This is a genomic window from Achromobacter sp. Root83, assembly GCF_001428845.1.
Classification (GTDB): Bacteria; Pseudomonadota; Gammaproteobacteria; order Burkholderiales; family Burkholderiaceae_B; genus Achromobacter.
The window spans coordinates 1,127,613-1,141,018 of record NZ_LMIU01000001.1 but is presented as its reverse complement, the minus strand read 5'-3'; the positions used below and the strand labels follow the sequence as shown (position 1 = coordinate 1,141,018).

The following is a 13,406-nucleotide window of genomic DNA, read 5'->3' as shown; positions in this document are numbered from 1 at the left end:
AAAACAACCGTTGCGAGGGAATCCCACATTCTAGCCAGACCGCCCGGGCGGGCGCGCCGCGATGCACGGCGCGCCATCAGGTTCAGGCGAGTTGGGGCGCCGCGCCCGGCGCAAGCCTTGCCGCCGGCGCGTCGATCACGCGGCCCTCGGGCAGCTTGAACACCGACACCGCGCCGGCAAGCTGAAGCGCCTGATCTTCCAGCGCGCCGGCCGCGGCCGCGGCCTCTTCCACCAGGGCGGCGTTCTGCTGGGTCACGCTGTCCATCTGCGACACCGCGCGGTTGACCTGATCGATGCCGGTGGCCTGCTCTTCGGAGGCGGCCGAGATCTCACCCATCAGGCTGGTCACGCGCTGCACGGACTCGACGATCTCGCGCATCGTGGCGCCTGCGTTTTCGACCTGATCGGAACCGACGCCAACCTTCTGCGCGGAATCCTCGATGAGCTGCTTGATCTCCTTGGCGGCGGCGGCGCTGCGCTGCGCCAGCGTGCGCACTTCGCTGGCCACGACCGCGAAGCCCTTGCCCTGCTCGCCCGCGCGCGCTGCTTCGACCGCCGCGTTGAGCGCCAAAATGTTGGTCTGGAACGCAATGCCGTCGATCACGCCGACGATATCGGCGATGCGCGACGAGCTGCCCGAGATGGCGCGCATCGTGTCGACCACGCTGGAAACGGCTTCGCCGCCCCGTTGCGCGACCGCCGCCGACGCGGCCACCATGCGGTTGGCTTCGCGCGCGGTGTCTGCGTTCTGCTTCACCGTGGTCGCCAGCTCTTCCATGCTGGCGGCGGTTTCCTGGAGCGATGCGGCCTGCTCTTCCGTGCGGCTGGAAAGATCGGTGTTGCCCGAGGAAATCTCGCGGGCGCCGACGTTGATCTCGTCCACGCCCCGGCGCACGGCCGACACGGTGCGCACCAGGCTGTCCTGCATGCCCTTGAGCGCGGCCAGCAGCGCGCCGATCTCGTTCCTGCCCCGGTCCGCCACGCGGCGCGTCAGGTCACCCTCCGCGATACGGCGGAAGACCTCGCCGGCCTCCAGCAGCGGACGCACGATCATGCGGCGGATCATCACATGCGCGCCCACGGCCATCAGCAGGCCCAGCGCCAGGATTCCCGCCAGCAAGGACGTAAACAGGGTGTGGAACATGGAAATCTCGTCCATCACCCCCTGCCCCGTTTCTTCGGCGCGCAGCACGAAGGCATCGCGCTCGCTCACCAGCTTCTCCTGCACCTGCTGCGTACCCTGCTTGAAGTAGGCCTCCATGTCGCCGGCCTCGAGCACTCTGCCCACATTTTGCAGATTGGCGCTGAGTTTGGTGTAGGCGTCGATCAGGCTGGCCGAGTCGGTCTTTTCCTGGGCGGACAGTCCGCCGGAAAAGCGCTGGAAAGCGCGATCGGCCGAAACGATGCGCTGGCGCGCCTGCTGCAGCGACGTCTGATCGCTGGTATTGCCCTGCGCGACACGGGTGGCGTAGCGGCTCAGGTCGGTGCGGGCCGCCACCAGCGACAGGGAGGCCGAGTTCACCGCGTTGACCTGCTGCGAGGAAAGCCGATATAGCTGCACGACGTCCTGGTTGGTCTGCCGCAAAGCGACAAAGCCCATGCCGCCCACGAGCAACTGGAAGGTGAAAAATATCGCGATGATTCCCAATAGCACCGTCGCGATGCGGGTGTTCCTGAACATAGCCATTCTCCGAAAAAGCGGCGGCTGCCAACGTCGCCGATGGCGGTGCCGCCCGCGCGGCGCGACCGGCGCCCGCATGCAGGGAGAATTATTCAGTCAGGACAATATATTTCAAACCGTAACATAGGCGGTTTTGACCGCTCTGTTTGCACGATTGAAACCCGGCCAATATGCTAGGGTTAACCCGATGTCCACCAGGGGCCCGAAGCCGGCGCGGCCGAACTCAAGGCTGGTTGACGACCAGCCTCACCACGATGCGGCGGCCGGGTTCCTGGCGCTCCAGGACCAGCAACTGGGGCCCCAGCGTGTCATAGCGCGACAGGCGCGCCCGCCAGCCGCCTTGCTCGAAGGCGGCGGGACGGCCAAGTTCGTCGCGGGTCACTTCCGTGGCTTCGGGATCGGCGGGCAGCCTGCCGCGCAGCCAGTCGCGCAGGCCAGAGACCGGCATGCTGCTGCCCAGCGCGTCCTCGGCCAGCGCGTCGGGATTGTCGGCGACCAGCCGCGTGCCGTCGGCCTTGGTGAGGCTGGCGGCGCCCGGCCGGCCTTCCACCCGCGCTTCGGTCGAACCCAGCGGGTTGGTCAGGTCCAGGATGTAGCGCCTGCCATCGTCGGACCACGAGAAACCGCCCTGCACGGCATTCTGCTTGCCGCTTTCTTCGTTGACCGTGATGGCGAAACGGCCGATACGCGAAAACGCATCCGCGCTGGCGCCCTCGATGGGCTTGGGCGTCGTGGTGCAGGCGGCCAGCAGGAAGGCCAGCAGCGCCAGCAAGGCCCAGCGCACCAGCGCCCCGGCCTCGCGCAAACGATGGACCGCTGCCGTCACAGGTTGACTCCAAGGCGCTTGACGACGTCCTGGACAGTCTTGTTGCGGGGATCCTTCTGTAGCGCGGCGCGCAACAGCTCGGCGGCCTGGTCGCGCTTGCCCTGGCTCCAGAGCACCTCGGCCAGATGCGCGGCGATGTCGGCCTCGGGCCGCACGCTGTAGGCGCGGCGCAGATAGTCGGCGGCGGCGGCGGAGTCGCCCATGCGGAACTTGACCCACCCCATGCTATCCAGGATGAAAGGGTCGTTCGGCGACAGCTCCAGCGCCTGCGTGATCAGATCCAGCGCTTCGGGCAGGCGCTGGTTGTGGTCGGCCAGGGTATAGCCCAGCGCGTTGTACGCATGCGCGTGGTCCGGATCCAGCGCGATGACCTGACGCAGCATGCGCTCCAGGTCGGCCAGCCGGTTCTGGCGCTCGTACAGCATGGCCAGCTCGTACTTGATCTCGACGGTGTCCGGCAGCGCCTGGTCGGCGGCTTCCAGCACGGAGACCGCCTGGCCCACGCGGTCGGCGTCGCGCAGGATCTGCGCTTTGGTCAGCACGCCCAGGGTGCGCTCTTCTTCGTCCTGGGGGCCGGCGGCGTCGATCATGGCCAGGGCATCGTCCACGCGCCCGCTTTTGGCGCGCAGGGCGGCTTGGCGCATGCGGACCGAATAGCGCAGCGTGGCGTCGTCGATGCGGCCAAGTTCGGCGATAGCCTCGTCGTAGTGGCCTTGATCCTCGGCGATGCGCGCCAGCAGCACGTGCGCATCGGCGGCGGCGGCGCCGGCGTCTGTAGCGCCCGGCACCGTCGCGCGCTGGCGCTGATTCTGTACATCCAGGTACTGCTGGAGCAGGGTCTTCGCTTGCGGCAGCTGCCCGGCCTTGTAGGCCAGTTGGGCCTGCATGAAGAGCAGGTCGAAATCTTCGGGCGAGCGGCGCGACATGGCCTGCAGTTCCGCCAGCGCGCCGTTGTAGTCGCCGCTGTCCGCCAGTTGGCCGGCCAGCATCAGACGCACCTTGCGGGCGCCGGGATTGCGGCCGATAAAGGCGCGGGCTTCAGCCTGCGCCTGCTGGGGATCCACCCGGGAACCATATTCCAGCACGCGCTGGGCGGCGGGTTCAGACTTGGGATCGGCGGCCAGGGCGGCGCGCGATTCCTGCGCGGCGCGCTGGTAGTCGCCCGAGGCGGAAGCGACGTCGGCCAATGCCAGATGCGCGGCCGGCAGCTTGCGCACGCTGTCGCTCAGGGATTCGTCGAGTATGCGCAGCGCCAGGCGGCGGTCGTTCAGGCGGCTCAGGACGGCGAGCGCCTGGCCGATGGCGGCCGGCTTGTCGCGCGAGGTATCAATGCGTTTGCGCAGCGCCTGGGCCAGCCCCTTGGTCTGCCCATTGGCCGCGGCCAGCGCCAGCTCGGTGGAAGTGGCCTCGGGGTCGTTGGGGGACAGGCGCGCCCAGACCCGGGCGGCGTCCAGCGCGCCCGGCAGATTGCCGCCGGCAAGCTGGAATTCCAGGCCGCGGCGGGCCAGGCGGGGGTCGCCGGTGTCCCGGGCCAAACCGACCATGGTGGTGGCGGCCGTGCCGTACATGCCGCGCTGGGCGGCGATTTCGGAAGCCAGCACGCGGTAAAAGATGTCGGCGGTCAACGAAACGTAGGGCAACTGCCCCGGACGCAGGCGGATGACCTCGGTTTCTGGCTGTCGGCTCTGGGGAGCCATGCGAGGCCCGGTGGCGTCGCGCGTCCGGCTGTCGGCGGCGTGGGCCGGCGGGGCCATTATTGCTGCCAGCGCAAGCCCCAACGCGGCGATCCCGATATTCATTTGTTTAAAAGACGACTTCACGCGGCCCGTCCGGTTGATGGCACAATCTTCGTACGCAATTGATGATCTTACACTGGCTCATGCCGGAACTGCCTGAAGTCGAAACCACGCGCCGAGGAATCGACGCCGTCATCACCGGCCGGACGCTCACGCGGCTGGTCGTCCATGAAGCCCGCATGCGATGGCCCATTCCTTCGGACCTGCCTTCCCTGATCGGCGGCCGGGCCGTGCTGGAGTGCGCGCGCCGGGGCAAGTACCTGCTCTTGCGCTTCGAGCACGGCACCCAGATCGTGCACCTGGGCATGTCGGGATCCCTGCGCAGCGTCGCGCCGGGCGAGTTCCTGCGCAAGCATGACCACGTCGAATGGATCTTCGACGAGGCGGTGCTGCGCCTGCACGATCCCCGGCGCTTCGGCGCGGTGCTGTGGCACCCCGAGGCCGATGGTCCCATCGACACGCACCCCTTGCTGGCCAAGCTGGGCATTGAACCCTTCGACCCCCGGTTCGACGGCGCCTGGCTGCACCGGCACTTCAAGAACCACGGCGCGGCGGTCAAGCAGGTGCTGCTGGCGGGCATGGCGGTCGTGGGCGTGGGCAATATCTACGCATCGGAATGCCTGTTCCGGGCGCGCATCAATCCCAAGACCCCGGCCAACAAGCTGTCACGGGCCCGCTGCGACCGGCTGGCCGACATGGTGCGGGCCACGCTGGCCGACGCCCTGACCTCGGGCGGCAGCACCCTGCGGGATTACGTGGGCGCAACCGGCGAGCCCGGCGCCTACTTCGAGATCCATGCGGCCGTATACGAACGCGAAGGCCTGCCGTGCCGGGTCTGCGCCACCCCGATCCGGCGCTTCGTCCAGGGGCAGCGGGCCACCTACTTCTGCCCGAAATGCCAGCGGAACTGAGCCGTTCCGCCCCCAGAACCCCCGGGAAACCCCTGCAGGAGCCCGGCCATTCGTTTATAGCAAACGTATTGCACAAACACTAACGCAGGGCTATATTCCTTCCACACACCCTATTCCTATAAAAGTGGAAGGAGCCCTCATGAGCAAGCAATTCGCCTCGCACGCGGACATGGACGACAAGGTCGTCTCGTTCGAAAAGCTGTCCGACAACGCCTACGCCTACACCGCAGAAGGCGACCCCAACACGGGCGTGATCATCGGCGACGAAGCCGTCATGGTGGTCGACACCCAGGCCACCCCGGTCATGGCCCAGGACGTGATCCGCCGCATCCGCGAAGTCACCGACAAGCCCATCAAGTACATCCTGCTGTCGCATTACCACGCCGTGCGCGTGTTCGGCGCCTCCGCCTACAACGCCCAGGAAATCCTGGCCAGCCGCGACACCTACGACCTGATCGCCGAACGCGGCGAACAGGACAAGGCCAGCGAGATCGGCCGCTTTCCGCGCCTGTTCCGCAACGCCGAATCGATTCCGCCGGGCCTGGTCTGGCCGACCATGACGTTCAAGGGCGAAATGACCGTCAACCTGGGCAACCTGGAAGTCAAGCTGCTGCAGGTGGGCCGCGGCCACACCAAGGGCGACACCATCGCCTGGCTGCCCGACCAGAAGATCCTGTTCGCCGGCGACCTGGTCGAATACCAGTCCACCCCCTACTGCGGCGACGCCTACTTCCGCGATTGGCCCACCACGCTGGACGCGCTGTCGGGCTTTGAAGCAGAAAAGATGGTGCCCGGCCGCGGCCCCGCGCTGAAGAACGCCACCGAGGTCCGCCAGGGCCTGGCGGGCACGCGCGCCTTCCTTACCGATCTGTACGGCGCCGTGAACCGCGGCGTGGCCGAAGGCAAGGACCTGAAGACCATCTACCGCGAGGTCTACGACTTCATGAAGCCGCGCTACAGCGACTGGGTGATCTTCGACCACTGCATGCCGTTCGATGTGTCGCGCGCTTATGACGAAGCGTCCGGCTACACCGATCCGCGCATCTGGACCGACAAGCGCGACCTGGAAATGTGGGCGCAGTTGGAAGGCTGACCGTCCGGGCCACTACGAGGCCCTACGCCGGAACCTGCTAGAACCCGCAAGAACCGGACACGCGCGCCCGCGAAGGCGACGCGTGTCCGCATAAATAAAAAATGACCCACACAGGAGACAACCGTGGGAGACATCGACTTTCAGGCGATGGAGTTCGCCTATGAAAAGCACGCGGACCAGACCGCCAGCGAGCTTGCCCGGCACCAGGTCGTGGTGGTGGGCGCGGGCCCGGTCGGACTGACCACCGCGCTGGACCTTGCCCGCCAGGGCGTGCGCGTGGTGGTGCTGGATGACGACTACCGCCTGTCCACCGGATCGCGGGCCATCTGCTTTTCCAAGCGCACGCTGGAAATCTGGGACCGCCTGGGCGTGGGGCAGCGCATGATCGACAAGGGCGTGTCGTGGAACGTGGGCAAGGTGTTCTTCCGCGAACAGGAGGTCTGGCGCTTCGACCTGCTGCCCGAGCCGGGCCACCGCCGCCCCGCCTTCATCAATCTGCAGCAGTACTACGCCGAAGGCTACCTGTATGAACAGGCGCGCCTGCAACCCAACATCGAACTGCGCTGGAAGAACAAGGTCGCCGGTGTCGTCCAGACCGACGCCGGCGTGACCCTGACCGTGGAAACGCCGGAAGGCCCCTATCAGCTTCATGCCGATTGGCTGGTCGCCTGCGACGGCGCGCGCTCGCCCGTGCGCAAACTGATCGGCCAGGAAAGCCATGGCCGCATCTTCCGCGACCGCTTCCTGATCGCGGACGTCAAGATGAAGGCCGACTTTCCGGCCGAACGCTGGTTCTGGTTCGACCCGCCCTTTCACCCGAATCAATCGGTGCTGCTGCACCGGCAGCCCGACAACGTCTGGCGCATCGATTTCCAGCTGGGCTGGAATGCCGACCCCGTCGAAGCCGTCAAGCCCGAGAACGTGCTGCCGCGCATCCGCGCGCTGCTGGGTCCGGACGCGCAGTTCGATCTGGAATGGGTCAGCGTCTATACCTTTGCATGCGAACGCATGGACAAGTTCCGCCACGGCCGCATCGTGTTCGCGGGCGACTCCGCGCACCGCGTGTCGCCCTTTGGGGCGCGCGGCGCCAACAGCGGCGTGCAGGACGCCGAGAATCTGGCCTGGAAGTTGAAACTGGTGCTGGCGGGCCTGGCGCCGGATGCGCTGATCGACAGCTACAGCGCCGAGCGCGAGTACGCCGCCGACGAGAACATCCTGAACTCATCGCGGGCCACCGACTTCATCACGCCCAAGAGCGACATCAGCCGCAGCTTCCGCAATGCCGTGCTGAATCTGGCCAAGACCCATCCCTTCGCGCGCTCGCTGGTCAACAGCGGCCGCCTTTCGCTGCCCGCCACCTACTCGGGCTCGCCGCTGAACACGCCCGACACTGATGCCTTCTCGGGCCGCATGGCGCCTGGCGCCGTGGCGCTGGACGCGCCCGTGGCCGCCAATGGCGAACCGGGCTGGTGGCTGGCGCAACTGGACGGGGACTTCGTGCTGGCGGTGTTCTGCGGCGATACGCCGCCCGGACACGACACGCTGCAGGCCGTGCAGGCCCTGCTCATGGCGCCCGTGCCGGTCAAGACCGTGCTGGTGGCCAGCCCGCGGTGCGACGTGTCGGCGCTGCCCAAGGAGCTGACCGTGGTGACGGATAGCGATGGGTGCCTCGCCAAGCGCTACGACGCGCAGCCCGGCACCGCCTACCTGATCCGACCCGACCAGCACATCGCCGCGCGCTGGCGCGCCGTCAACACCGATACCGTCGCCGCCGCCGTCGGCCGCGCCATCGGCCGCGCCTGAACTTCGAGGTCAACCATCATGCTGATTACCGAAACCAATCTGAGCTCGCCGGACGACTTCTACGAAGCGCTGATCGATGCTCACCAGGGCTTGAGCAACGAGCAGAGCCAGGAGTTGAACGCGGCCCTGATCCTGCTGCTGGCCAACCATCTTGGCGACGTGGCGCTGCTGAAGGAAGCGCTGGGGCAGGCGCGCGCATCGGTGGCGCCCGCCGCCTGATGCCCAGCCCAGGGGAGCCTGTGCGCGCCACAGGCGCTGGGCCGGCCCCTAGGACCCGACCGCGAAGGCGTTCACGATCAGGGCGCGCAGCCACTGATTGCCGCCATCGCGGTCGACCCGGCGCTGCCAGTACATGTTGGTCTGCAGCGCGGGCACTTTCACCGGCGGCGTCATGAAGCGCAGGCCGAATGGCGGCGCGGCGCTGGCGGCCAGTTTTTCGGGCACCGTGGCCAGCAGGTCGGTCGCGCTCACGATGTAGGGCACCGCCGAAAAATGCGGCACGCTGAAGTGCTCGGCCAGGTCGACGCCCGCCCGCTCCATCGACTGATTGACCTGTCCATACGGCGCCGCGCGCGACACGATCAGATGGCGTTCGGCGCGGAACGCCTTGATGCCCATGCCCGCATGCGCGGTGGGATGCGCCTGGCGGAACAGCGTGGCGTAGCCCTGCCGGAACAGCATGCGCTGCAACGTCCCCGCCCCCATTTCATCGAAGGCGCCGATCGCCAGATCCACGCGGCCTGCCTCCATTTCGCGTGGGAGATCCGGCCCCTGCACGCGCACGGAGTCGATGCGCACCAGCGGAGCCACCTGCACGCAGACTTCCATCAGGCGCGGCATGAAGTGGATTTCGCCCACGTCCGTCATGGCGACGCGAAAGCGCCGGTTGCTGGTCGCGGCGTCGAAGGCGTCCTGGTCCTGCAAGGCCTGCGACAGCACCGCCAGCGCCTCGCTGACGGGCCCCGCCAGCCGTTGGGCGCGGGGCGTGGGCAGCATGCCCTGCGCGGTGCGCACGAACAGCTCGTCGCCGAACGCCACCCGCAAGCGGCGCAGCGCGTTGCTCACGGCCGGTTGCGACAAGTCCATACGCCGCGCCACCGCCGACAGATTGCGGTCTTCCAGCAAGTGCTGGAACAGCAGCAACAGGTTCAGGTCCACATCGCGCAGCTCCGCCATACACCCCCCATTATTCACAAAATTTATAGTCTCTATTTTTGCATTCCCGTAGCGGTAGCGGGGTTTTTTTCCGACAATGGCGTATCGGCCTGGGCCCCGCCCCCGGCCTGCCAATCAGACCAGACCGCGCGGCCATGCACCGCGCAGCCGCCCAGGAGGATTCCATGGAACTGCAATATCAGACCGGCTTTGGCAACGAATGCGCGACCGAGGCCTTGCCCGGCGCCCTGCCGTCAGGCCGAAACTCGCCGCAGCAATGCCCGTATGGCCTATACGCCGAACAGTTGTCCGGCACCGCCTTCACGGCGCCCCGCTCGGAAAACCGCCGTTCCTGGCTCTATCGCATCCGCCCCGGCGCCCAGCACAAGCCCTTCGAGGCCTTCGACGGGGCCGCCGGCTGGCTGAGCACCTTCGGCCAGGGTCCGGTCACGCCGAACCAGTTGCGCTGGAGCCCGCTGCCGATTCCCGCCGCCCCCACCGACTTCCTGGAAGGCGTGAAGACCTGGGGCGGCAACGGCGGCCCCGATGAACAGGGCGGCGTGGGCATCCACCTGTACGCGGCCAACCGTTCGATGCAGGGCCGCTATTTCTACAACGCCGACGGCGAACTGCTGCTGGTTCCGCAGGAAGGCCGCCTGCGCCTGGCCACCGAGCTGGGCCTGATCGACCTGGAACCGCTGGAAATCGCCGTCATCCCCCGCGGCGTGCGCTTCAGCGTGGAACTGCTGGACGGCGCCGCGCGTGGCTACATGCTCGAGAACTTCGGCGCGGCCATGCGCCTGCCCGAACTGGGACCTATCGGCTCGAACTGTCTGGCCAACGCCCGCGACTTCAAGACGCCGGTGGCCTGGTATGAAGACGTGGAAGGCGATTTCGAACTGATCGCCAAGTTCACCGGCGGCTTCTGGCGCGCGTCGATCGGCCATTCGCCGCTGAACGTCGTGGCCTGGCATGGTACGCATGCGCCATACAAGTACGACCTGCGCAACTTCAACACCATCGGCTCGATCAGCTACGACCATCCCGATCCCTCGATCTTCACGGTGCTGACCGCGCCGTCGGATACCCCGGGCACGGCCAACATGGACTTCGCGATCTTCCCGCCGCGCATCCTGGCCATGGAAAACACGTTCCGCCCGCCCTGGTTCCACCGCAACATCGCCAGCGAATTCATGGGCCTGATCCAGGGCGTCTACGACGCCAAGGCAGACGGATTCGCGCCCGGCGGCGCCAGCCTGCACAACTGCATGAGCGGCCACGGCCCCGACGCCGAGACCTTTGAAAAAGCCTCGCACGCCGACACCAGCACGGCGCACTACATCCGCGACACGATGGCGTTCATGTTCGAAACCCGCCGCGTCATCCGCCCGACCGGGCAGGCGCTGGCCTCGGTAGAATTGCAGGGCGACTATTACCGGTGCTGGCAAGGCATCGCCAAGCACTTCGATCCCACCAAGGCGTGACGCGAAAGCGCCTGCTTTCCACGCCCGCGGCGATGAGCGCAAGCTCATCGCCGTTTGGCTTTTGCTTGATCCGGCGCGCCGAGACGCCCGCCGGGCCAGCCACCCCATAACCACACTGACAGAGACACGCAGCCATGACCACCACGATCAACGAAACCCACGACCCGTCCCTCAAGAGCTGGATCGCTAGCGCCAATTCGGACGCGTCGGATTTCCCGGTGCAGAACCTGCCCTACGCCTCGTTCCGCCGCAAGGGCTCGCAGGAATCCTTCCGCCCCGGCGTGGCCATCGGAGACCAGATCCTGGACCTGGCCGCGCTGGCTGCCAGGCAGCCGTTCGAAGGCCTGGCCGCCGACGCCCTTGCCGCGTGCGCCACCGACAGCCTGAACGCCTTGATGGCCCTGGGCCAGCCGCACTGGAGCGCCCTGCGCCTGGCGCTGTCGCGCGCGCTGCGCGAAGGCGCCGCCCTGCGCGCCGAGGTCGAGCCGCTGCTGATCGCGCAAGCCAGCGCCGAATACACCACGCCCGCCCGCATCGGCGACTACACCGACTTCTATATCTCGCTGCATCACGCCACCGCCGTGGGCAAGCAATTCCGTCCCGACAATCCCCTGCTGCCCAACTACAAGTGGGTGCCTATCGGCTACCACGGCCGCGCCTCCAGCATCGGCGTGGACCAGAAGTTCCCGCGCCCCATCGGCCAGACCCGTCCGGCCAACGAAGGCGACGCGCCCCAATTCGGGCCGTGCGCCCGCCTGGACTATGAACTGGAACTGGGCATCTTCGTGGGCACGGGCAACGCGCAAGGCGACCGCATCGCCCTGGCCGACGCGGAATCGCACGTGTTCGGCCTGTGCATCCTGAACGACTGGTCGGCGCGCGACATCCAGGCGTGGGAATACCAGCCGCTGGGCCCCTTCCTGGCCAAGAACTTCGCGTCCACGATCTCGCCGTGGGTCGTCACCATGGAAGCGCTGGAACCCTTCCGCACGCAGTGGAACCGCGGCGCCGCCGAACCCCAGCCGATGCCCTACCTGGCGTCCGACGCCAACCGCGCCAAGGGCGCCTTCGACGTGCAGATGGAAGTCCTGCTCACCACCGAACAGTCCCGTGCCGACAGCCGGCCGCCTGTGTCGCTGTCGCGCAGCAATTTCCGCGACGCCTACTGGAACGTCGCGCAACTGATCACGCATCACACGGTCAACGGCTGCAACCTGCAGCCGGGCGACATGCTGGGCACCGGCACGTTGTCCGGTCCCCTGGCCTCGGAGGCCGGCTCGATGCTGGAACTGAGCAACGGCGGCAAGGCCCCGATCGACCTGCCCTGGGGCGAAAAGCGCACCTTTCTGCAGGACGGCGATCAGGTCATCATGCGCGCCGAATGCGTGAAGGCGGGATATCCGCGCATCGGATTTGGGGAAAGCTCGGGCCTCGTCCTGCCGGCCCGCGTCTGATCGCCCGGCCCCTGTGCGGCGCATCGGCCTGACACAGGCTTCCAGCCGGGACAGGCCCTAGCTGGCGCCTTTGCTAGCCGGGACAGGCCCTGGCCGGCGCAGGCGCTAGCTCTTGGGCGCATTCGCGCCGCGCGCGGTCAAGGCCTCGATCTCGTCGTCCTTGGCTTGCCACTGCTGGCCCAGCCATTGGTGGAATGTCGTGCGAAACGCCTTGTCCCGGGTGTAGTCGGCCTCGCAGAAGGCCGGCGGCACCGGCACCTGCCGCATGCGCACCACCACCGGGCCCGCGCGCCCGCAGGCAAAGTCCCAGAAGCTGGGCGCGCCTTCGGGGTAGGCGATGGTGGCGTCGATCATCGAGCGGAAACGCGCGCCCATCGCGTTCAGCGACACCGCCAGTCCGCCCGCCTTGGGCTTCAAAAGATGGCGGTATGGTGAGCCTTGAGCGGCCCGCTTCGACTCGTTGAAGCGGGTGCCTTCGGCAAACACCATCACGCTGGTCGGCACCAGCGAGAACTTCGCGCAGGCGCGGCGCGCCGCCTCCTGGTCCTGGCGTCCAAGATCCGGGTTCTTGCGCAGCGCCGCCTTGCCATGGCGCTTCATGAACGGGAAGTCCAGCGCCCACCAGGCCAGCCCGATCACCGGCACATAGATAAGCTGTTGCTTCAGGAAGAATTTCAGCAGGGGGATGCGCCGGTTCAGCGTACGCTGCAGCACGAAGATGTCCACCCACGTCTGGTGATTGCAGTTGACCAGATACCAGTCCGCGTAGCGCAGGCCCGTATTGCCCTGGACGTCCCAGGGATCCGGCTGAATGTGCGCGAACCACCCGGTATTGCAGGATACCCACGCCGTGGCGATGGCGTTGAGGATGGGATCGATGCGCCGCCTGACCGGGGCGAAAGGCAGCGCCAGCTTCAGCAGCGCAATCGGAAACAGCAGCAGGCACCAGAACAGCGTGTTCGCGGCCAGCAGCACCGAACTGACGACGCCTGTGATCCACGCAAGACGGCCGCGCGGCACGGGGAGCGCAAAATGGCGGCGCGCACGCGCGGCCGACTCGTGCGCGCTGGATAGAGCCGCGGGAGCGGCGCGGGGCGCTCCGGAGGACGGGTTCGGCAAAGTCATGGCCTCCAGTTTGCTATCGCGCGGCGAAAAGCGGCTTGCGCAGGATCAAGACGGCCACTTTGCAACCCGCCTCGCCCC

10 protein-coding genes and 1 pseudogene are annotated in these 13,406 nt (G+C 67.3%); 6 read left to right on the top strand and 5 right to left on the bottom strand.

Going from position 1 to position 13,406, the window contains the following annotated elements:
- Positions 1 to 82: 82 nt before the first annotated feature.
- The 3 genes and pseudogenes from ASE30_RS05125 to ASE30_RS05115 form a co-directional block, all read right to left on the bottom strand.
- On the bottom strand, positions 83 to 1,681 hold the full coding sequence (locus ASE30_RS05125) for a methyl-accepting chemotaxis protein (RefSeq protein ID WP_057283134.1): 1,599 nt from the start codon (positions 1,679 to 1,681) through the stop codon (positions 83 to 85).
- Positions 1,682 to 1,904: 223 nt separating this feature from the next.
- Positions 1,905 to 2,507 (bottom strand): lipoprotein insertase outer membrane protein LolB, encoded by a 603-nt coding sequence (gene lolB / locus ASE30_RS05120; RefSeq protein WP_057283133.1) that lies wholly within the window; start codon positions 2,505 to 2,507, stop codon positions 1,905 to 1,907.
- Positions 2,504 to 4,388: pseudogene (locus tag ASE30_RS05115) on the bottom strand (tetratricopeptide repeat protein). The gene lolB and the pseudogene ASE30_RS05115 overlap by 4 nt, the downstream one beginning before the upstream one ends.
- On the opposite strand from ASE30_RS05115, the gene mutM reads away from it, so the two are divergent.
- The 4 genes from mutM (at position 4,387) to ASE30_RS05095 (ending at position 8,329) form a co-directional block, all read left to right on the top strand.
- A complete protein-coding gene (gene mutM / locus ASE30_RS05110; protein WP_057283131.1) occupies positions 4,387 to 5,214 on the top strand; it encodes a bifunctional DNA-formamidopyrimidine glycosylase/DNA-(apurinic or apyrimidinic site) lyase in 828 nt (275 codons plus the stop codon). The pseudogene ASE30_RS05115 and the gene mutM overlap by 2 nt on opposite strands.
- 139 nt (positions 5,215 to 5,353) lie before the next feature.
- Positions 5,354 to 6,307 (top strand): MBL fold metallo-hydrolase, encoded by a 954-nt coding sequence (locus ASE30_RS05105; RefSeq protein ID WP_057283130.1) that lies wholly within the window; start codon positions 5,354 to 5,356, stop codon positions 6,305 to 6,307.
- Between the two features lie 123 nt (positions 6,308 to 6,430).
- A complete protein-coding gene (locus ASE30_RS05100) occupies positions 6,431 to 8,110 on the top strand; it encodes an FAD-dependent oxidoreductase (RefSeq protein WP_057283129.1) in 1,680 nt (559 codons plus the stop codon).
- A gap of 18 nt (positions 8,111 to 8,128) precedes the next feature.
- Positions 8,129 to 8,329, top strand: a complete 201-nt coding sequence (locus tag ASE30_RS05095) for a DUF2783 domain-containing protein (protein WP_057283128.1) — start codon at positions 8,129 to 8,131, stop codon at positions 8,327 to 8,329.
- Between the two features lie 48 nt (positions 8,330 to 8,377).
- Here ASE30_RS05095 and ASE30_RS05090 read toward each other — a convergent pair whose 3' ends face one another.
- Complete coding sequence (locus ASE30_RS05090; protein WP_057283127.1) at positions 8,378 to 9,286, bottom strand: LysR family transcriptional regulator; 909 nt, start codon at positions 9,284 to 9,286, stop codon at positions 8,378 to 8,380.
- Between the two features lie 164 nt (positions 9,287 to 9,450).
- On the opposite strand from ASE30_RS05090, the gene hmgA reads away from it, so the two are divergent.
- Positions 9,451 to 10,749 (top strand): homogentisate 1,2-dioxygenase, encoded by a 1,299-nt coding sequence (gene hmgA / locus ASE30_RS05085; RefSeq protein WP_057283126.1) that lies wholly within the window; start codon positions 9,451 to 9,453, stop codon positions 10,747 to 10,749.
- 134 nt (positions 10,750 to 10,883) lie between these two features.
- Positions 10,884 to 12,203: a fumarylacetoacetase gene (gene fahA, locus ASE30_RS05080; protein WP_057283125.1), complete on the top strand. Its 1,320-nt coding sequence runs from the start codon at positions 10,884 to 10,886 to the stop codon at positions 12,201 to 12,203.
- Positions 12,204 to 12,308: 105 nt separating this feature from the next.
- Here the strand turns inward: fahA and ASE30_RS05075 are convergent, their stop codons facing one another.
- Entirely contained in the window at positions 12,309 to 13,223 is a 915-nt protein-coding gene (locus tag ASE30_RS05075; RefSeq protein WP_057283124.1) for an acyltransferase, read from the bottom strand.
- Between the last annotated feature and the right edge of the window lie 183 nt (positions 13,224 to 13,406).

Coding starts and splice junctions, on each gene's coding strand:
- ASE30_RS05125 (WP_057283134.1), bottom strand. CDS start 1,681: ATGTTCAGGAACACCCGCATCGCGACGGTGCTATTGGGAATCATCGCG.
- mutM (WP_057283131.1), top strand. CDS start 4,387: ATGCCGGAACTGCCTGAAGTCGAAACCACGCGCCGAGGAATCGACGCC.
- ASE30_RS05105 (WP_057283130.1), top strand. CDS start 5,354: ATGAGCAAGCAATTCGCCTCGCACGCGGACATGGACGACAAGGTCGTC.
- ASE30_RS05095 (WP_057283128.1), top strand. CDS start 8,129: ATGCTGATTACCGAAACCAATCTGAGCTCGCCGGACGACTTCTACGAA.
- ASE30_RS05090 (WP_057283127.1), bottom strand. CDS start 9,286: ATGGCGGAGCTGCGCGATGTGGACCTGAACCTGTTGCTGCTGTTCCAG.
- hmgA (WP_057283126.1), top strand. CDS start 9,451: ATGGAACTGCAATATCAGACCGGCTTTGGCAACGAATGCGCGACCGAG.
- fahA (WP_057283125.1), top strand. CDS start 10,884: ATGACCACCACGATCAACGAAACCCACGACCCGTCCCTCAAGAGCTGG.